This is a genomic window from Polaribacter sp. BAL334 (assembly GCF_015767435.1).
Lineage (GTDB): Bacteria > Bacteroidota > Bacteroidia > Flavobacteriales > Flavobacteriaceae > Polaribacter.
The window spans coordinates 1-21,047 of record NZ_JADWOV010000317.1; the positions used below are offsets into that span (position 1 = coordinate 1).

Consider the following 21,047-nt stretch of genomic DNA (forward strand, 5'->3'; position numbering starts at 1 on the left):
AAAGATATAAGTCAAGAGTGGATAAACGATTACAATTACAATAGACCACATAAATCACTTAAAAATAAATCACCAATTGAATACAGATTAAATGAATAAAAATTCTATTTTTGAATGGATCGAATTTAAGGGAAGCTTACAGAAGTTACTACTCAAATACAATTTCGGACTTCTTGCAAGACGATGAAACGCGAATTCTTGGACAACTAAGTTTGCATCACAATCATGCACTTGAAGACTTACAAAAAAACGCTTGGGTTAAACAAATAACAATTCTAAAAGACACACTGCAAAGTATTGACAACGGACAAATATATTTTGAATTTTCAATCCCACGTATGGGCAAGCGAGTTGACAACGTTTTAATAATTAACGACCTCATTTTTGTTTTAGAATTTAAAGTTGGTGACAATCAATATCAGAAACACTCAATAGAACAAGTGGTTGACTATTGTTTGGACTTGCAAAATTTTCACGAAGGCAGCCATCATGAAAAATTAATTCCTGTATTGATTTCAACAAAAGCAGAACCAATAGAGAACGTATTTAATAGCGAAGACAATCTATTTGAGCCTTTAAAAGCTAATCAACAGAATTTAAGTGACGTAATAAACAAGACACTTTTACAAAGCAACGGAAAACAAATAAATGCTACTGACTGGGAAAATTCAATTTACAAACCCACGCCAACTATTATTGAAGCTGCACAAGCTCTCTACAAGGGACACAACGTAAAAGAGATTTCAAGGCACGATGCAGGAGCAATCAATCTTTCAAAGACAACCGACTGCATCAATAACATAATTGAAACTGCAAAAAGAGAAAATAAAAAATCAATTTGTTTTTTGACTGGAGTTCCTGGTGCTGGGAAAACATTAGCAGGACTAAATATTGCTAACGAAAGAATGAAAGCGGATGAAGATGAACATGCAGTTTTTCTTTCTGGAAATGGGCCGTTAGTAGATGTTTTGAGAGAAGCCTTAACCAGAGATGAAGTTGCAACATCAAAAGAAAATGGTGAACCACTGACAAAAAAAGTTGCTGCAATAAAAGCTAATGCTTTTATTCAAAATATTCATCACTTTCGAGATGACAATTTAGTTTCTAAAAAAGCACCAGTTGAAAAGGTCGTAGTATTTGACGAAGCACAGAGAGCTTGGGCAAAGGAACAGGTAAGCTCCTTTATGAAACGAAAAAAAGGAGTTGAAGATTTTGACATGTCAGAGCCAGAATTCTTAATCAGTGTTATGGATAGACACGAAGATTGGTGCACAATCATTTGTTTAATCGGAGGCGGACAAGAAATAAATACTGGTGAGGCCGGAGTTTCTGAATGGCTTTCTTCTTTGAAAAACAACTACCCCCATTGGGATATTCATTACTCAAATTTGATTTCTAGAGACGATAATTATTTATCAGACACTGAATTACGAAATTGGGTTCAATCTGTAGCCACTGAAAAACATGAATTGCATTTATCAGTTTCTGTAAGGTCTTTTCGTTCAGAGAAAATTTCCGAATTAATGCACGAAATTTTAGAAGCAAAACATGAAAGAGCAAATACTATTTTAGGAGAAGTCAAAAATGATTTTCCAATTTTAATTACTAGAGACTTGACAACAGCTAAAAAATGGTTAAGAACTCAAGCAAAAGGAAGTGAAAGAATTGGACTAGTTGCAAGTTCAGGCGGTAGAAGATTAAGACCTTTAGGAATTGATGTGAAGAATGATATTTCAGCTCCAAATTGGTTTTTAAATAATTCAGATGATATACGTTCTTCTTATTTCTTGGAAGAAATAGCAACAGAGTTTGACATTCAAGGTTTAGAAATTGATTGGGTATGTTTAGCATGGGACATCAATTATTTTTTCAAGGATGGGAAATGGAATTGTCAATATTTTTCTGGGACTAAGTGGCAAAATATCCACAACGAAAATGACAAAACATATTTGCAAAATGCCTATAGAGTGCTTTTGACAAGAGCCAGACAAGGACTAATAATTTATATTCCAGAAGGTGACGACCTTGACCACACACGACCAAAAGAACTTTATGACAGCACATTTAATTACTTTCAATCATGCGGCCTAAAGACTATATAACTACCTTAGAAAAAGAAGCACGAACCGGTAACACGGGTTTGGCAAAAGTGGCGGTTCAGTGCACCGCAGACACATTTGTGGTTAATCAAAGTTTGGTTCTCCGCATCAACATTTGTGGTGAAGATCGCCACCTTCGCCAAGCCCGAAACCGTTAGCGATAATTATATAAAAGATACATTAGAAAAAGTTATGACTGACAAACCGAAGCTAATAATTTACGAAGAACAGCCTTTCAAAGTTGGAGAAGACACATTCATTGACAGTACAGCAGAAAACAACAATGCAGTTGTATTTGAAGACAATTGTGAAACTGGTTATTTTTACGCTGTAGACAGAAATGACCACTTGAAAGTATTAGACGGACTTCATATATATGATGTTTCAAACGTGACAGATAAGCACAAACCTTCGATTTTAAAAATCCTTTGGACTGAAAACGAATCAAAAACTTTTCTATCAATAAATAATTATTACCATGCAGTGTTTGACTTTAAGAATAAAGCTGGGTATTGTAGAAATGGGTTTCCTGAAACAAATAATTCGTGGACAAAAATAAAAGAGCGCAAACTAACTGACATATTAATTGACGATTTATCAAAAAACAAATAACTACCGCTAAGCCGTATAAAAATACGCTATTAACAATTTAGATTATTGAGAAGAAATAGCTAAGTTTTATTTCTTCATTTTGCTATTTAAATTCATTCATGTTTATTTTAAAACCTGCCACATCAATATTGGGTTCCATAAAGAAATTTTAAATGCAAAACAGCCCTTAGTTTGATATGTTTTACACCACTCACAATTCCCTCCTTTTTTTACACTGACTTCAACAAGCTATTTTGTAACTTTGTTGCCGATTAACAAAAACCATGAGATTACACAGAAACTTAACCTTTGCAGTTATAGACAGCATCAGAGATATTTTTAATGAAGGAGTGTATGCTGACAAAGCTGTTGAAAAAGCGCTACAAAGAGACAAACGTTGGGGTGCAAGAGACCGCAAATTTGTAGCAGAAACCATCTATGACATTGTGCGTTGGAATCGTTTATACGCAGAAATTGCCGAAGTAAAAGTACCTTATGATCGGGATAATATTTGGCGATTATTCACTGTTTGGTGTGTGTTGCGTGGCATTCCATTACCTGATTGGAATCAAATTGGGGATGTTCCTGTTCGAAGAATCAAAGGGAAATTTGATGAATTGTCAAGAATCAGAAAATACCGTGAATCCATTCCTGATTGGATAGATGAATTGGGCGTGCAAGAATTGGGAGAAGAACTTTGGACAAAAGAAATTGCGGCACTCAACCAACAAGCGGAAGTTGTTTTACGAACCAATACGTTGAACACCACCAAAGAAATGTTGCAACGAAAATTGAAAACAGAAGATATAGAAACAGAAAGCATTCCCTCCTATCCTGATGCATTGAAATTGGTGGAAAGAGCCAATGTGTTTACCACAGAAGCTTTTCACGAAGGGTTGTTTGAAGTGCAAGATGCTTCTTCGCAATTGGTGGCAGCCTATTTAGAGGTTGAACCAGGGATGAAAGTCGTGGATGCTTGTGCAGGTGCAGGAGGAAAAACATTGCACTTGGCTGCTTTGATGCAAAACAAGGGGCAAATCATTGCCATGGATATTTATGAAAGTAAGTTGAAAAAACTCAAAATAAGAGCTCGCAGAAACAAAGCACACAACATTGATTTGCGAGTGATTGACTCTACCAAAGTCATTAAAAAACTACATGAAAAAGCAGACAGGGTTTTGATAGATGCGCCTTGTTCTGGTTTGGGAGTTTTGCGCAGAAATCCAGATTCAAAATGGAAATTGCTACCAGAATTTATTGAAGAAATCAAACAAACCCAGCAAGAAGTTTTGCAAAACTATTCCAAAATGGTAAAACCTGGAGGCAAAATGGTGTATGCTACTTGCTCTATTCTTCCCTCTGAAAATCGTCAACAAGTTGACCTTTTCTTAACATCCGAAGCCGGAAAAAGTTTTAGTTTTGTAAAAGAGAATAATGTGTTTGCACATCAGTCAGGTTTTGACGGATTTTATATGGCATTGTTAGAAAAGAAATAAGTTTTTGCAATTTTTATTGTAAAAAAACTGCTAAGAAAAAGAATACGATTTTTTTGATAACCCAAATTTCATAGAATGAATATTCGTTTTACTTTTTTATTATTTTTAGTATTTTCAGTACAGTTATTTTCTCAACAAGCTTATTATAACGATGTCAATTTGAATTTGACTGGACTAACTTTGAAAGAAGCATTGGCTGTGAAAATAATCAATACGCATACAAGAACCTTGTTTTATGACCAAATTTGGAATGCCAGCAAAGCTACTGATGTCAACCCAAACAATCCCTCAGAAGTGATTTTGATTTATGGCTGGGAAAATGGCACTGATTCAGATGTTACCAATGATAGAACTCGAAACATCAATAATTTTAGCGGAAGTTCCGGAGATTGGAACAGAGAACACGTTTTTTCACGTTCTTTGGGAACTCCTGATTTAGGCGAAGCTGGCCCTGGTTCAGACGCGCATCATTTAAGACCTGCAGATGTGCAAAGAAATTCATCCAGAGGAAATCGGAAATTTTCAGATGCCAATGGTAATTCAGGCGCAACTTCAGAAATATATACAGACCCTATTGACGGAACAAATTCTGCTGGATGGTATCCTGGAGATGAATGGAAAGGCGATGTTGCACGCATGATGATGTACATGTATTTGCGATATGGAAATCGATGTTTGCCATCGAATGTGGGTTTAGGAAACAACACAAATACGCCTGATGACATGATTGATTTGTTTTTAAAATGGAACGCAGAAGACCCTGTTTCTGATTTTGAAAGACAACGAAATACCTATCACGAAAACACCAACAATCCTGAAGCGCAAGGAAATAGAAATCCTTTTATTGACAATCCACGTTTGGCAACCAGAATTTGGGGAGGTCCTGAAGCCGAGGATTTATGGGGGATTTACACAAGTGCTGATAATGAAGCTCCTTCAATTCCTACGAATTTAACGGCAACTAATGTTACTACTTTTTCTGTTGATCTTTCTTGGACAGCTTCCTCAGACAATGTTGCAGTGACAAGTTATGATGTGTTTGTCAATGGAAATTTATATAAAAATACCACTACAAATTCGATGATTGTTACTGGATTGGATTCTGATACAGACTATTCAATTACTGTTTTAGCGAAAGATATTGCCAATAATAGTTCAGCCCAAAGTGCGGCTGTCAATATCAAAACTTTGGTGGACAATGAAGCTCCTTCTATTCCCCAAAATATTTTGATTAACAATCAAACAACCACTTCTTTTGTAGTTTCTTGGGATGCTTCAACGGATAATACCGCTGTTACCTTATATGATGTTTTTGTAGATACTGTATTGAATGGAACCACTTCCGAAACCAGTTATACTGTTTCTAATTTGACTGCTTCAACAACCTACAGCATTCAAGTTCGTGCCAAAGATGTTAAAAATAATACATCAGAATTATCAACAGCTGTTGATGCAACTACTTCTGATATTAATCAAGTTTCAAGCGAATTATTTTTCTCAGAATACGTTGAAGGCTCATCAAACAATAAAGCTTTGGAAATTGTCAATAATACAGATGCAGATATTGATTTGGCAGGATTTAGCATCAAACGTCAAAAAGATGGTGGTGTTGATGGTGATGTTTGGGAAAATGAATTGCAATTATCAGGAATCATTTTGAAAAAAGATGTGTATGTTATTATCAATGGAAGTTCAAGTCTTCAAAAATTGATTGATGAAGCTGACTTTGTTCAACCAAATGCCAGTCAAACCAATTTTGGTGCACCCATCAATTTCAATGGAAATGATCCTGTTGGATTGTTCAAAGAGGGAGTTTTAGTTGATGTAATTGGAACCTATGATGGAGGAAGTGCAAATTTTGCCATAAACAAAACTTTACGAAGAAAAAATGGTGTTTCAAAACCCAATACCACTTTTGATATTGTAAATGAATGGGATTCTTATCCACAAGATACTGTAGAAGATATTGGAACTCATAGCAGTATTTTGAGTTTACAAACTTTTGAGAATTCAGGATTTACATTGTTTCCAAATCCCGTAAAATCTAAACTTTTTATTACAAATACTCTTGGAAACGAAATTTTATCCATTTCAATTTTCAATTCCATTGGAAAAAGAGTTTTTATTACTCAACAAATCTCAAAAGAATTGGACATACAGTTTTTATCAAAAGGAATTTATTTTATTAAAATATCTACTGAAAATGGTATCTTTGCCAAGAAATTTCTTAAAGAATAATGGTTAAAAATATACTATCTCTACTCTTATCATTTGTATTTATTATTGGGTATTCGCAAATTCCAGCAAACTACTATAGTTCTGCAACTGGAAGTGGTTATACTTTAAAAACCCAATTAAAAAACATCATCAAAAATGGGCATATTGATCAAGGTTATGGCTCTTTATATGATGGATATATAAAAACGGATAATGATAATTTTTATGAAAATGATAATACAGTTTTGGACATGTATTCTGAAAATCCAACCGGAAATGATCCATACAATTATCAACACAATCAAAGAAATTGCGGAAATTACAATTCAGAAAACGACTGTTATAACAGAGAACATATTTTTCCACAAGGTTTTTTTAATGAAAATCTTCCAATGCGATCGGATATACATCATGTAATTCCTTCAGATGGATATGTAAATGGCAAAAGAAGTAATTTCCCTTTTGGTGAAGTTTCTAATGCAAGTTGGACTTCTGATAACGGCTCAAAAGTTGGGACAAATACTTTTGACAGTTTCAAAGGAACTGTTTTTGAGCCCATCAATGAATTTAAAGGTGACATCGCAAGGATGTTGTTATACTTTGCAACTCGATATGAAGATGAAGTTTTGAATAGTTCTTGGGATGATCATGACAGTGCTGAAAGTAATCCTTTAAATGGAAGTAAAAACCAATTTTATGAAAGTTGGTATATTCGATTATTACACAAATGGCATACTCAAGATCCTGTAAATCAGAGAGAAATTGTTAGAAACAATGAAGCTTACAAATACCAAGGAAATAGAAATCCATTTATTGACCATCCAGAATATGTTGCCCAAATTTGGGGAAATGTTCTTTCTACAAAAATAGTTGAATTGGATGATTCTGTGAAAATGTATCCAAATCCCGCAGAAGGAAATTCACTTTTTTTCAAAACCTCTGAATCTGTAACCATTCAGATTTTTACGATTTTAGGAAAACAAATACTGTCTCAAAAGATGGATGAATCAACATCTCAAATGGATATCACCTCCCTAAAATCAGGAATTTATTTGGTGAAAATTTCTTCTAGTAAAATTTCTATCACTAAAAAGTTGATTAAAAAATAAGCCATTATTGATTTTTAAATTTCATATTTACGAACACGTGTTCGTAATGTTGATATCTTTTCATTGTATATTATATTCCTGAAAACTAGCTTTATAAAACATTTTTAAAGGCATTTTCATGAAAAAAATGATCTATTTTTTTGCGTTTATTTTATCTTCAACCTTTTATTCTCAGGTGCATACTACCTATTTGTGGCACATGCAACAACCTATTTATTGGCCCGATAAAAGCACTAGCAATCCCTTTGAATACCAAAAAGTTTGGGAATCGAATTTCTTAAAAAATAATGGGGGAAATATCTATGCTGACGGATTGTCTCATCCATTAAATAACTTAGAAGAAATTTTTGGGAAGGCGGATAGAGTAAATGCTTATCAATGGGAAACTAAAAATTCTATAAATGCTATCAGACATCATATGAATGCTGGAGCACAAGTAAATTATGGTGCTTGCTTGATTGAAAACATAAATTCTTTGGCTGCAAAAAATGCTTGGGGATATGTTCCCAATTGGCAAAATCATATCAAAGAAGCCCAAGGCTGGAAAACATCAGGTGGGTTTCCAAGGATGGATATTACTGGTTTTTCTTGGCATCATGTATTGAGTCCATTAGTGAGTGACCGAGTGTTGAAAAAAGAAATTCAGGGACATAAGTATATCATTCAACAAAATTTTGATGGAAGTTACTCAAAAGGTTTTTGGCCAGCTGAATGTTCTTTTTCGGAGCGAATTATTCAGGTTTTGGTTGAAGAAGGTTTTGAGTGGTCTGTCATTGCCAATAGTCATTTGGCTCGAACATTGAATGATTATCCAAATTCAAATTTTGGAACTTCTGGCGTGAATACAAATCCGCCAAATAAAGCGGATAAAGTTGATACAAATGGCATCAATTGGTGGAATGGTCAAATTGATGGTAGAGGAGGCACTTTTGCAGCTCCATATTCTTATCAGGCACACAAAGCTAAATATGTTAATCCAGTAACAGGCACTGAATATAAAATTACGGTGGTTCCTATGGCAGATTTATTGAGTTATAAAGATGGCTTTTCTGAACAAAGTACCCAAGATATTGATACACATATTGCGCCATTTTCAAATCCTAATCGTCCATCCATAATTTTGTTAGCACATGATGGAGACAATGCTTGGGGTGGAGGCGCAAGTTATTATCAAGAAGCCGTAAAAAATTTTACAAATGTAGCTGCCAATAAAGGATATACACCTAATACAATTCAGCAATTTTTAAATGACAATCCTGTTCCTGAAAATGCTATTGTAAAAGTAGAAGATGGTTCTTGGGTAAATGCTGAAAATGATTGGGGAAGTCCTCAATTTATCAATTGGTTATGGCCATTATACACATCCAATTTTGAATTTGACCCAAATGGTTGGACTGAAGATGCAAGAAATTGGGCAGTTTTAACTGCTGCTGAAAATTATGTCATCATGTCTGAAGATTTAGAGGGAGTTTCATCGATAGAAAATATTGTACATCCCTCTTCAAATTCAAAAAAATCTGCATTGGCTTGGAACGCATTGTTACCAGGTTTTACAAGTGGCTACATGTATTATGGCAAATCAATTGACATGGAAATAAAGCCAACAATTGCTTCTAATAATGCCATTACTTACGCTAAAGAAGTGATTGATGCCAATCCAAATGTTGATAACACAAAACCTTCTGTTTTTATTCCTCAAAGGTATCCATACAATCCTGGAGAAATTGGTTTTGGACCAACCTATGGTTATAAACAACACTTAAATTCAGCCGATTTCACAGTCTGGACTTTTGGCTACGATGTCAGTGGAATTCAAACAGCAACATTGAAATTCAGGGTTGATAAAGATGGAAAAAATCCTATTGAGACCAATGATAATGAAACATACGTTGGAGGAGATTCTGTAGAAAATTGGCAAAGTATTTCAATGATTGAAAAAGTATTTCCAAAAGGAAATATAACTAACGATTCTGAAATAGATTTTTTTGTACTTCCTGAATCTATTGCTAATTTATATTATGCAAAAATTCAAGGATTGTCAGAGGTATTGTTAGATTATTATGTAGAAATTACGGATACAAAAGGAAACATGACAAAATCAAAAATTCAACATGTTTGGGTGGGAAAAAATTTAGATGTTGCTCCAAAAGTAAGCTTTACTCCAGAAAATTCGTATTCTCAAACAGCTATTGAAGTAACTATTTCAGCTGAAGATTCAACTGACCAAAACCCTACTATTTATTATACTTTGGATGGTTCAACACCGACAATCAATTCTAATTCAGCTAGTAAATCAATAAAAATATCCATTTCAGAAACCACTACTTTCAAAGCTTTCGCAGTTGATAATGAAAATAATGAATCGGAAATTGTTACAAAAACATATACAATTGGTGCCATTCCTGATATTACTGTTTATTTTAAACCGCCTTCAAATTGGTCAAATGTCCCTAAAATTTATTGGTGGAATGCAGCTCCAAATGGTAGTTTGGCAAATCAAACTTGGCCAGGAATCAATATGGAAGTTCATGATAATGAATGGTTTAAACATACCTTTTCAGGAGTTACATCCATCAATGTAATTTTTAATAATGGTTCAGGAGGCAATGGAAATCAAACTGAAGATATCACAAATGTTACTCAAAATTTATGGTATGAATGGGGTTCAGGAATATTGTCAACAACAAATAATGTGAAATCAACAATACAAATTTATCCAAATCCAGCCACAAGTTTTGTGAGAATTGAGAGTAATTGGGAAGTAGATGCATATCAAATTCATGATGCTTTGGGAAAAATTATGCAACAAGGAAGAATTGATAATCAATTAATTGATGTTTCGAACTTGAAAAATGGATTGTATTTTTTGACATTGCAAAAAAATAATATCCATATCAAAACTGTCAAAATTATGAAATAGTATGTTTGTTCAAAACATCGTGAATAACTCCTAAATTTCTGTGAAGTTATGCGTTAGAAATCATTTGAAAAAAAGTAAATTTGCACTTTATTTTTAATCAAATTAGCAACCCATGATTCATTTCTTTGGCGATCAAAAAACAACCGTATTTGCTGTTCAATCTTCTCAAGAATTTTCAAACGAAACTATTTCAAAATTGACTTGGTTGTTTGGGAATCAACCCAAAATAAACGCGGCGTCTATTGACGCCTTTTTTATTGGACCTAGAGCAGCCATGATTACTCCTTGGAGTACAAATGCTGTTGAAATTACCCAAAATATGGGCATTTCTGGCATCATCAGAATTGAAGAATTTACAGCTTGCACCTCTGATTTTGCTGAGTATGATCCTATGATTTCAGAGAAATTCAACGAATTGCATCAATCTATTTTTACCATCAATATTCAACCAGAACCTATTTTAGAGATTGAAAATATTGCTGCTTTTAACAAGCAAGAAGGTTTGTCATTGAGTGATGAGGAAGTTACATATTTAGAAAACGTTGCTAAAAAAATAGGAAGAAAATTAACAGATTCTGAGGTTTTTGGATTTAGTCAAGTGAACTCAGAACATTGTCGTCATAAAATTTTTAACGGAACTTTTGTGATTGATGGAGAAGAGCAACCCACTTCATTATTCAAAATGATTAAGGAAACTTCTAAGCAACATCCTAATGATATTGTATCCGCATATAAAGATAATGTGGCTTTTATAAAAGGGCCAAAAGTGGATCAATTTGCTCCAAAAACTGCTGATAAACCAGATTTTTACCAAATTACTCCTTTTGATTCTGTCATTTCTTTAAAAGCAGAAACACACAATTTTCCAACTACTGTAGAACCATTTAATGGTGCTGCAACAGGTTCAGGAGGAGAAATCAGAGACAGATTGGCTGGTGGAAAAGGCTCTATTCCTTTGGCAGGAACCGCAGTTTACATGACCTCTTATTCTCGATTAGAAGAAAATCGTCCTTGGGAACAAAAGTTTGATGCCAGAAAATGGTTGTATCAAACTCCGTTAAATATTTTGATTAAAGCTTCTAATGGTGCCTCCGATTTTGGAAATAAATTTGGACAGCCTTTGATTTGTGGTTCGGTTTTTACATTCGAGCACGAAGAAAATCAAGCTTCAAGTGATGCAAAAGCTCGCAAATTGGGCTTTGATAAAGTGATCATGCAAGCAGGTGGAATTGGCTATGGAAAAGCAGATCAAGCCATAAAAGATGCTCCAAAAGAAGGAGATAAAATTGTGATTTTAGGTGGAGAAAACTATAGAATTGGAATGGGTGGTGCAGCTGTTTCTTCTGCAGACACAGGAGAATTTGCATCAGGAATTGAATTAAATGCTGTACAACGTTCCAATCCTGAAATGCAAAAACGTGTAGCCAATGCGATTCGTGGAATGGTGGAAAGTGAGGAAAATTTTATCATTTCCATTCATGACCATGGTGCTGGAGGACACTTGAATTGCTTATCAGAATTGGTAGAAAGTACTGGTGGATTGATTGATTTGGACAAATTGCCTGTGGGCGATCCAACTTTATCTGCAAAAGAAATTATTGGTAATGAATCTCAAGAAAGAATGGGATTGGTCATTGCTGAAAAACATTTAGAGACACTTCATAAAATAGCTGATAGAGAACGTTCTCCCATATATGATGTTGGTGAAGTAACTAGCAATGAACAGTTTACGTTTCAATCAGCATCAACTGGAATCAAACCTATGGATTTCGCTTTGGAAGATATGTTTGGTTCATCTCCCAAAACTATTATGACCGACAAAACTGTGGTCAGAAATTATAAAAATCCTAGGTATAAATCTAAAAATTTACATATTTACCTTGAACAAGTATTGCAATTAGAGGCAGTTGCTTGTAAAGATTGGTTGACAAATAAGGTAGATAGATGTGTGGGAGGAAAAGTTGCCAAACAACAATGTTTGGGTTCTTTACAAATTCCGTTGAATAATGTAGGTGTGATGGCATTGGATTATCATGGAAAAGAAGGAATTGCAACTTCCATTGGGCACGCTCCTATTTCCGCTTTGATTCATCCAGAAGCTGGTAGTAGAAATGCCATTACTGAAGCGTTGACAAACATTGTTTGGGCACCTTTAAAAGATGGATTACAATCTGTTTCTTTGTCAGCAAATTGGATGTGGCCTTGTAAAAATGAAGGGGAAGATGCACGATTATACAAAGCTGTAAAGGCAGTTTCTGAATTTGCTATTGAATTGGGAATCAATGTTCCAACTGGAAAAGATTCGCTTTCTATGAAGCAAAAATATCCGAATGAAGACGTAATTTCTCCAGGTACAGTCATCATTTCTGCTGCTGCAAATTGCAGTGAAATAACCAAAGTTGTAGAACCTGTTTTGCAACTTGATGGTGGAACTATTTATTATATCAACCTTTCTCAAGATGCGTATAAATTAGGAGGAAGTTCTTTCAACCAAATTTTAAACACCATTGGAAATGAAACTCCAGATGTAAAAAATGCTGATTTTATTAAAAAAACATTCAATTTACTTCAAAAATTCATCAAAAATGACCAAATCAATAGTGGTCATGACATTGCTTCTGGCGGATTGATTACGACTTTGCTAGAAATGTGTTTTGCAGAAGTACATTTAGGCGCTGAATTTGACCTTTCGATTTTGAATGAAAACGATGTGATAAAGTTGCTTTTTGCTGAAAATGCAGGGTTGGTTTTTCAGGCAAACGCTACTATTGAAGAAGAATGCAAGCAAAATGGCATTGAAATTTTCAATATCGGAAAAGCCACCAATTCAGGAAAAGTTATCATCAAAAATAACGAAGATACATTTACTTTTGATGTTGCTGAAACCAGAGATATTTGGTATAAAACTTCTTACTTATTAGACCAAAAACAAACTGCAAACAACTTAGCAACAGCTCGTTATCAAAATTATAAAAAGCAACCTTTGCAATTCGTTTTTCCTGAAAATTTCACTGGAAAATTAGCAGAAGTTGTTGGAAATATTTCTCCAATAAATCAACGTCCGAAAGCAGCTATCATTCGTGAAAAAGGTTCCAATTCGGAACGTGAAATGGCAAATGCGATGTATTTGGCAGGTTTTGATGTGAAAGATGTTCACATGACCGATTTGATTTCTGGAAGAGAAACTTTGGAAGATATTCAGTTTATTGGTGCTGTTGGAGGTTTTTCAAATTCGGATGTTCTGGGCTCTGCAAAAGGTTGGGCTGGCGCATTTTTATACAATGAAAAAGCCAATAAAGCACTTGAAAATTTCTTTGAAAGAGAAGATACATTATCTGTTGGAATTTGTAATGGATGTCAACTTTTTATGGAGTTAGAACTCATCAATCCTGAACACACAGTGCATGGAAAAATGCATCATAATGATTCTAAAAAACACGAAAGTTCGTTTACCTCTGTAAAAATTCAAGAAAACAATTCTGTAATGTTATCGACTTTAGCAGGCAGTGAATTAGGTGTTTGGATTTCACATGGAGAAGGAAAATTCCATTTACCAGAAACTGAAGAAAACTATCAAATTGTTGCAAAATATGGTTATGAAGGCTATCCAAATAACCCTAATGGATCTGATTTTAACACAGCTATGCTGTGTGACAAAACTGGTCGTCATTTGGTAACCATGCCACACATTGAGCGTTCAACGTTTCAATGGAATTGGGCTAATTATCCAAAAGGCAGAAAAGACGAAGTGTCACCTTGGTTGGAAGCTTTTGTGAATGCACGAATTTGGGTGGAAAATCAAAACAAGTAATGAAATTTTCAAAAGAGGAAAAAAAATTTTGGCAAACGCATTATCATTTTGACAAGCCTTCTCAACTTTATGAAAACTGGCAACAAATTTGGTCTGCTGATGGCAATGAAGATGATGATTTTTTTTGCTTTTTCACGAAAAGAGTTACTACAATTCAAGATGTGTATTTAAAAGATACTTTAATTACTGACAAAGCTGTAGCATATATGGTGCAATTTAAAGAACTGAAAAGTCTTTTTTTAAGAAGGCATGATAGGATTACGAAAGCATGCATTCCATTTATCAACCAAATGCAGCAGTTAGAGAGTTTAAATATTACAAGAACAAAAATTACACTGACTGATTTGTGCGATTTTTTAGAGAATCAAACTCTTAAGGAAGTTTTTTTAGATGCAGAGGATGATGAAAAAAACATCCTTGAAAAAGCTTTTATGTTGAAAGAACGAATGCCAAATTGTGATATTTTTCTGAATTGTTCGTCTTCAATTGATGCTTTTGGAATTAAAGAAAAGCCTATATTTAGTTGAATTTCAGCAAAATATAAACACTTTTTTATATTCTAATAAATTACTACATTGTCAATCTTAAACTTTGAACAATGTCAGCATCCATTTTACGCGTTTTTGATTTTGCCTATTATCAATTGGAAAATCATCCATCAAAAAGATGTTTTAATTATAAAAACGAGCAAAAATGGGAAGCAATTTCCACCGAAAAATACATTTCTGATGCCCATAAAGTTAGTAGTTCATTATTGAAATTAGGCATACAACCTTCTGATAAAATTGCTGTTATTAGCACTAATAACAATCCCAATTGGCATATTTTAGACATTGGAATTTTGCAAATTGGTGCTCAAAATGTTCCTTTATATGCGACTTTGTCTGAAAAAGATTACGAATATATTTTACATCATTCTGATGCAAAATATTGTTTTGTTTCTGACAATGATTTGTATCAAAAAGTAATTTCTATTCAAAACAAAACACAACTTATAAAAGTATTTTCCCTTGAAAATAGTAACACTGATTATGATTGGAATTCATTTTTAAAAATTGGAACTTCTAATGATTTTATTGATGAAATTTCAACATTAAAAAAATCAGTAAAACCTTCAGATTTAGCGACAATTATTTATACTTCAGGAACTACAGGAACACCAAAAGGTGTGATGTTAACCCATGAAAATATAGTATTTACGGTATTGAAAACTGCAAAAAGAATTGATTTAAAAGAAAATAACTCAAAGATTATCAGCTATTTACCTATTTGTCATATTTTTGAAAGAGCAGCATCCTATTACAACCAAATGATGGGTTTTGAAATTTATTTTGCTGAAAGTATTGACAAACTTGGTGAAACTATCAAAGAAGTAAAACCTCATTATTTGGCAGTTGTTCCAAGATTATTGGAAAAGATTTTTGATAAAATTGTTGATAAAGGAAGTCAGTTAAATGGATTAAAAAAAGGGTTGTTTTTTTGGGCTTTACATTTGGCAGAAAAATATGAACCATTTCAAAAAAATGGTTTTTGGTTTGATGTTCAATTACAAATTGCCAGAAAATTAATTTTTTCAAAATGGCAAGAAGCTTTGGGTGGAAACTTGCAATTTATGATTTCAGGAAGTGCGCCTTTGCAAGAACGTTTAATTCGGATTTTTACTGCTGCAGGAATTACCATTTTTGAGGGTTATGGATTGACAGAATCTTCGCCAGCAGGAACTTTAAATGAACAGAAAAACAACGGTTTTAAGATTGGAACTGTTGGAAAACCATTAGAAAATGTGGAGGTAAAAATTGCTGATGATGGAGAAATTTTAATCAAAGGAAAAAATGTAATGCTTGGTTATTATAAAAATTCCGAATTGACAAACGAGACCATCATTGATGGATATTTACACACAGGTGATATTGGAATTATTGATGCGGAAGGATTTTTAAAAATTACAGACCGAAAAAAAGAAATTTTCAAAACTTCTGGCGGAAAATATATTGCACCAGCTGCATTGGAAAGTGAGTTTAAAAAATCGCGTTTTATAGAACAAATCATGGTCATTGGCGAATCAGAAAAAATGCCTGCTGCATTGATTCAACCAAATTTCGAATTCATTCAAAAATGGGCAAAACGTCATGAATATTCAATTGCTGATGTGGCAACTGATGAAAAATTAATCAAACGAATTCAGAAAGAAATTGACTTTTACAATCAAAAATTTGGCAAGTGGGAACAGATTAAAAAATTTGAAATTACGCCTGATGAATGGACAATTGATGCAGGACATTTGACGCCCACAATGAAAATGAAACGAAAAGTAATCCAAGAAAAATATAAAAACTTAGTCCAAAAAATATATAATTCATAAAATATCAAGTAGTTTCATAAGTATTTGCAAAAGAGAGGTAAATTTATTACTTTGGCGTATCATAAAATGAACAATATGCAAACAGGAATTAGTAGATTATTTGATATCCCTTACTTTCAACTTGAGACGTATAACCTCAAAAATGCATTTTCTACAAAATATGAAGGGAAATGGAACTCCATTTCATCCAAAGAATATGTAGATTTATCCAATCAATTGAGCAGAGGTTTATTAAAATTGGGAATCAAACCCAATGACAAAATTGCGATTATTTCAACCACCAATAGAACTGAGTGGAATATTTGCGACATTGCTGTATTGCAATTGGGTGCACAAACAGTCCCAATTTACCCAACAATTTCTAAAGAGGATTATGAATATGTCATCAATCACTCAGAATCTATTTACTGTTTTGTTTCAGATATCACTGTGATTGAAAAAATCAATCAAATTAAAGCAAACACTCACTTAAAAGGCATTTTTACTTTTGATGATATCAAAGGAGAAAAAAGTTGGAAAAAAGTATTAGAATTAGGAAAAGATGAAAGCAATCAAGAAGAAGTTGAAATCAGAAAAAACGCTGTAAAATCAACTGATTTAGCCACCATTATTTATACTTCTGGAACCACAGGAAAACCGAAAGGTGTTATGCTGACACATGATAATATTGTTCAGAATGTATTGTGTTCTAAAAAACGAGTTCCTTTAGAATATGGAAATTCGAAAGCATTGAGTTTTTTACCTGTTTGCCATATTTTTGAACGCATGATTTTGTATTTATATCAATATTGTGGAGTAGATATTTATTTTGCAGAAACAATTGAAAAACTTTCTGAAAATGCGCAAGAAGTTAAGCCAGATGTCATGACTGCTGTTCCTAGATTGTATGAAAAAATATATGATAAAATTGTATTGAAAGGAGAAGATTTAACAGGAATCAAAAAGAAATTATTCTTTTGGGCTTTGAATTTAGGCTTGAAATACGAACCTTATGGCGCCAATGGTTGGTGGTATGAAAAACAATTAGGATTGGCCAGAAAACTCATTTTTTCTAAATGGCAAGCTGCTTTAGGTGGAAACTTAAAATTGATGGTCTCAGGAAGTGCTGCTTTGCAACCAAGATTGACAAGAGTATTTGCAGCAGCAGGAATGCCAATTATGGAAGGTTATGGATTGACAGAAACATCACCAGTTGTATCTGTAAATGACCAAAATAATGGTGGTTTTAGAATAGGAACTGTTGGAAAAGTTATTGATGGAATTGAAATAAAAATCGCTGAAACTGGAGAAATTCTGGTGAAAGGTCATAACGTGATGCAAGGCTATTATAAAGATCCTGAAAAAACAGCTGAAGTGCTTAAAAATGGATATTTTCATACTGGTGACAAAGGTGAGATTGACAAAGACGGCTTTTTGAAAATCACTGGAAGAACCAAAGAAATGTTCAAAACATCTGGAGGAAAATATGTTGTGCCACCTTTATTAGAAGGCGAATTAAAACAATCATTATTTATTGAACAAATCATGGTTGTTGGTGAAGGTGAAAAAATGCCAGCTGCCATTATTCAACCAAACTTTGAGTATTTAAAAGATTGGGCAAAAGAGCATGAAATTTCATTTTCAACACATAAAGATTTGATTGAAAATCCAAAAGTGATTCAAGTTATTCAGGATGCAATTGATTCTTGCAATAAAAAATTTGGCAATTGGGAGCAAATTAAACGATTTGAATTAACTGAAAAAGAATGGACAATTGATGGTGGTGAATTGACACCAACAATGAAAATGAAACGAGATGTTATCAAAGAAATCTATAAAGATTTATACAACAAAATGTATAGTAATTAAAATAATACTTACAAAAAACAAAAAGAGCAACTAGTTACATTCAACTTGTTGCTCTTTTTTTTATTTAAAAAAAAGTTAATGTAAAATCTTGAATAGCAATTCTTTTAAAATATCCTCTTGTGATTGATTTGCTCCAACACCTTTACTTTTCATATCAGCATCTCTCAAAAAAGAGAGAATACTCGTTACTTTTTGAATTGGATAATTTCTTGAAGCTAAAAAATATTCATCCACAAAATAAGGGTTAATTCCTAATGCTGATGCAACCGATTTTTTTGATTTATCCTGCAAACCATGAAAAAAAAGCAATTGTGTAAAAAAACCATTCAACAATGAAATAGTCATTACCAGTGGATTATTCTTAGGATTTTCAGCAAAATAATTAATGATCCTATTAGATTTTAAAATGTTCTTCTCCCCTACTGCTTTGCGCAATTCGAAGTTGTTAAAATCTTTTGAAATCCCAATATTCTCCTCAATATGTTTGTCATTTATAATAGTTCCTTCAGGAAGAATCAATACCAATTTGTTCAATTCATTGGAAATTTTACTCAAATCTGTTCCTAAAAACTCAATCAACATCAGTGCAGCTTTTGGCTCGATTTGGTATTTTTTTCCATTCAAAACTCTGCGAATCCAATCAGAAACTTGATTTTCATAGAGTTTTTTACTGTCAAAAATCAGCCCATTTTTAGCGATGATTTTATATAATTTTTTTCTTTTATCAAGCGTTTTATACTTATAATTGAGCACTAAAACTGTACTTGGTTGAGGGTTTTCAGCATAAGAAGCTAAGTTTTCAATCGTTCTGCTCAAATCTTGCGCTTCTTTTACAATAATTACCTGCCTTTCTGCCATCATTGGATACCGTTTTGCAGCAGCAATGATATCTTCAATGGTCACATCTCTTCCATACATCACTTGTTGATTGAATCCTTTTTCAGATTCATCCAGCACATTTTTTTCAATAAAATCAGAAATTTGATCAATATAATACGATTCTTCCCCCATCAAAAAATAGATAGGTTTTAAAATTTTTCTTTTAATATCTGCTACAATGTCGTTAATTTCATTCATTTTATTACTTTTGATTGATGCAAAAACTCAATCTTCCATCTTATTCGTTCAAACTCAAAAGTAAGGAAAATAAGACGCTTATTTTTGATAAATTCCGAAAAAAATATGTGGTTTTAACTCCCGAGGAATGGGTTCGTCAGCATGTTGCCTATTTTTTATTGGAAGAAAAAAAATATCCAATTTCTTTGATTTCTGTTGAAAAACAATTTCTTATTAATACCTTAAAAAAAAGAACTGACATCATCATATTTAACGCTTTGGGAAATCCTGAAATTATGGTGGAATGTAAGGCTCCTTCTGTAAAAATTACGCAAGAAACTTTTGATCAAATTGCGAGATATAATTTAAAAATAAAAGCTAATTATCTTTTTGTTACAAATGGTTTAGATCATTTTTACTGTCAGATGGATTTTGAAAATGAAACCTATATTTTCTTAGAAGAACTTCCTGATTTTATTAAGAAAACTTTATAACGAAACTCATTTTTAAAATGTAAATTCGCACCTTGTGAAAATAGCAATCGTCATATTAAATTGGAACGGAAAAAAACTACTGGAAAAATTCCTTCCTTCCATCGTTAATTTTAGTTCTGAAAAAGCTGAAATATTTGTAGCCGATAATGCTTCAACTGATGATTCTATCAAATTTATCAAAACTTTTTATCCCTCAGTAAACATCATCGAAAATAGCGTCAATGGTGGATATGCAAAAGGTTATAATGATGCTTTGCAAGCTGTTGAGGCTGATATTTATTGTTTGATAAATTCGGATGTTGAAGTTACTGAAAACTGGCTTCCTCCTGTGCTAGATGTTTTTGAAAAAAATAAAAATGTAGCCATTATACAACCAAAAATATTAGATTATAAAGATAAAAGTAGCTTTGAATATGCAGGAGCTGCAGGCGGTTTTATTGACTTTTTTGGATATCCTTATTGTAGAGGACGAGTTTTTAATTCCTTAGAAAAAGATACCCATCAATTTAATGATACTACTGAAATATTTTGGGCTTCTGGTGCTTGTTTTTTTATTCGTTCTGAAGTTTATCATCAATTAGAAGGTTTTGATGAGAATTATTTTGCACATCAAGAAGAAATTGATTTGTGTTGGAGAACAAATAATTTAGGTTTTGACATCAAATATGTGGGAACATCTACTGTTTTTCATATTGGTGGAGCCACTTTGCAAGAGACAAATCCTCATAAAACCTATTTGAATTTTAGAAATAGCTTGTTAAATGTGGTGAAAAATGTGCCTAAAAAATGGTTTTTAATAGTAGTTTTTTCAAGATTGATGTTAGATGGAATTGCAGGAATCAAATTTTTAATTGAACTAAGACCAATCCACACATTTGCGATACTAAAAGCACATGTTAGTTTTTATAAAAACCTACCACTGTTCCTCAAAAAACGCAGAAAATTATACAAAAAACAAGCCTATTTTTTACACATCAGTATAGTTTGGCAATATTTTGTTTTTGGAAGAAAGAAGTTTCAAGATTTAGATTAAACTATTTATAT

Annotated in this window: 14 protein-coding genes; 13 read left to right on the forward strand and 1 reads right to left on the reverse strand. The window is 33.1% G+C overall.

Translation table 11 applies throughout. From position 1 onward, the window contains the following. Positions 1–6 precede the first annotated feature (6 nt). The 11 genes from IU405_RS15935 to IU405_RS12045 all read left to right on the forward strand — a co-directional run bounded on the left by IU405_RS15935 (position 7) and on the right by IU405_RS12045 (position 18,453). The gene (locus IU405_RS15935) at positions 7–99 is read left to right on the forward strand and encodes an integrase core domain-containing protein (protein WP_410896734.1); all 93 of its coding nucleotides are present in this window, start codon (positions 7–9) and stop codon (positions 97–99) included. Positions 100–110: 11 nt separating this feature from the next. Beyond that, positions 111–2,102: a DUF2075 domain-containing protein gene (locus IU405_RS12000; protein ID WP_197438852.1), complete on the forward strand. Its 1,992-nt coding sequence runs from the start codon at positions 111–113 to the stop codon at positions 2,100–2,102. A gap of 117 nt (positions 2,103–2,219) precedes the next feature. Continuing rightward, positions 2,220–2,711 (forward strand): DUF2251 domain-containing protein, encoded by a 492-nt coding sequence (locus tag IU405_RS12005; RefSeq protein WP_197438853.1) that lies wholly within the window; start codon positions 2,220–2,222, stop codon positions 2,709–2,711. 263 nt (positions 2,712–2,974) lie between these two features. Continuing rightward, entirely contained in the window at positions 2,975–4,186 is a 1,212-nt protein-coding gene (locus IU405_RS12010) for an RsmB/NOP family class I SAM-dependent RNA methyltransferase (RefSeq protein WP_197438854.1), read from the forward strand. 75 nt (positions 4,187–4,261) lie between these two features. Next, positions 4,262–6,424: an endonuclease gene (locus IU405_RS12015; protein WP_197438855.1), complete on the forward strand. Its 2,163-nt coding sequence runs from the start codon at positions 4,262–4,264 to the stop codon at positions 6,422–6,424. Next, positions 6,424–7,512, forward strand: coding sequence for an endonuclease (locus IU405_RS12020; RefSeq protein ID WP_197438856.1), 1,089 nt, complete (start codon positions 6,424–6,426; stop codon positions 7,510–7,512). Before IU405_RS12015 ends, IU405_RS12020 begins: the two co-directional genes overlap by 1 nt. Positions 7,513–7,639: 127 nt before the next feature. After that, complete coding sequence (locus tag IU405_RS12025) at positions 7,640–10,432, forward strand: starch-binding protein (RefSeq protein WP_197438857.1); 2,793 nt, start codon at positions 7,640–7,642, stop codon at positions 10,430–10,432. Positions 10,433–10,544: 112 nt separating this feature from the next. Beyond that, entirely contained in the window at positions 10,545–14,243 is a 3,699-nt protein-coding gene (purL, locus tag IU405_RS12030; protein ID WP_197438858.1) for a phosphoribosylformylglycinamidine synthase, read from the forward strand. Next, positions 14,243–14,770 carry a hypothetical protein gene (locus IU405_RS12035; protein WP_197438859.1) on the forward strand — a complete coding sequence of 176 codons (528 nt, stop codon included), beginning with the start codon at positions 14,243–14,245 and terminating at the stop codon, positions 14,768–14,770. Before purL ends, IU405_RS12035 begins: the two co-directional genes overlap by 1 nt. Positions 14,771–14,841: 71 nt before the next feature. Beyond that, complete coding sequence (locus IU405_RS12040; protein ID WP_197438860.1) at positions 14,842–16,605, forward strand: AMP-dependent synthetase/ligase; 1,764 nt, start codon at positions 14,842–14,844, stop codon at positions 16,603–16,605. Between the two features lie 75 nt (positions 16,606–16,680). Beyond that, complete coding sequence (locus IU405_RS12045) at positions 16,681–18,453, forward strand: AMP-dependent synthetase/ligase (protein ID WP_197438861.1); 1,773 nt, start codon at positions 16,681–16,683, stop codon at positions 18,451–18,453. Positions 18,454–18,528: 75 nt separating this feature from the next. On the opposite strand, the gene holA is transcribed toward IU405_RS12045, so the two are convergent. Further along, positions 18,529–19,530, reverse strand: a complete 1,002-nt coding sequence (gene holA / locus IU405_RS12050) for a DNA polymerase III subunit delta (protein WP_197438862.1) — start codon at positions 19,528–19,530, stop codon at positions 18,529–18,531. Positions 19,531–19,547: 17 nt separating this feature from the next. On the opposite strand from holA, the gene IU405_RS12055 reads away from it, so the two are divergent. Both IU405_RS12055 and IU405_RS12060 read left to right on the forward strand, forming a co-directional pair. Then, on the forward strand, positions 19,548–20,003 hold the full coding sequence (locus tag IU405_RS12055) for a type I restriction enzyme HsdR N-terminal domain-containing protein (protein WP_197438863.1): 456 nt from the start codon (positions 19,548–19,550) through the stop codon (positions 20,001–20,003). Between the two features lie 34 nt (positions 20,004–20,037). Beyond that, positions 20,038–21,036, forward strand: a complete 999-nt coding sequence (locus IU405_RS12060; protein ID WP_197438864.1) for a glycosyltransferase family 2 protein — start codon at positions 20,038–20,040, stop codon at positions 21,034–21,036. Positions 21,037–21,047 lie beyond the last annotated feature (11 nt).

What these genes read in the sequence shown, in the direction of transcription:
- IU405_RS12020 (WP_197438856.1), top strand. Translation starts at nt 6,424, where the DNA reads ATGGTTAAAAATATACTATCTCTACTCTTATCATTTGTATTTATTATT.
- holA (WP_197438862.1), bottom strand. Translation starts at nt 19,530, where the DNA reads ATGAATGAAATTAACGACATTGTAGCAGATATTAAAAGAAAAATTTTA.
- IU405_RS12015 (WP_197438855.1), top strand. Translation starts at nt 4,262, where the DNA reads ATGAATATTCGTTTTACTTTTTTATTATTTTTAGTATTTTCAGTACAG.
- IU405_RS12045 (WP_197438861.1), top strand. Translation starts at nt 16,681, where the DNA reads ATGCAAACAGGAATTAGTAGATTATTTGATATCCCTTACTTTCAACTT.
- IU405_RS12025 (WP_197438857.1), top strand. Translation starts at nt 7,640, where the DNA reads ATGATCTATTTTTTTGCGTTTATTTTATCTTCAACCTTTTATTCTCAG.
- purL (WP_197438858.1), top strand. Translation starts at nt 10,545, where the DNA reads ATGATTCATTTCTTTGGCGATCAAAAAACAACCGTATTTGCTGTTCAA.
- IU405_RS12055 (WP_197438863.1), top strand. Translation starts at nt 19,548, where the DNA reads ATGCAAAAACTCAATCTTCCATCTTATTCGTTCAAACTCAAAAGTAAG.
- IU405_RS12010 (WP_197438854.1), top strand. Translation starts at nt 2,975, where the DNA reads ATGAGATTACACAGAAACTTAACCTTTGCAGTTATAGACAGCATCAGA.
- IU405_RS12035 (WP_197438859.1), top strand. Translation starts at nt 14,243, where the DNA reads ATGAAATTTTCAAAAGAGGAAAAAAAATTTTGGCAAACGCATTATCAT.
- IU405_RS12040 (WP_197438860.1), top strand. Translation starts at nt 14,842, where the DNA reads ATGTCAGCATCCATTTTACGCGTTTTTGATTTTGCCTATTATCAATTG.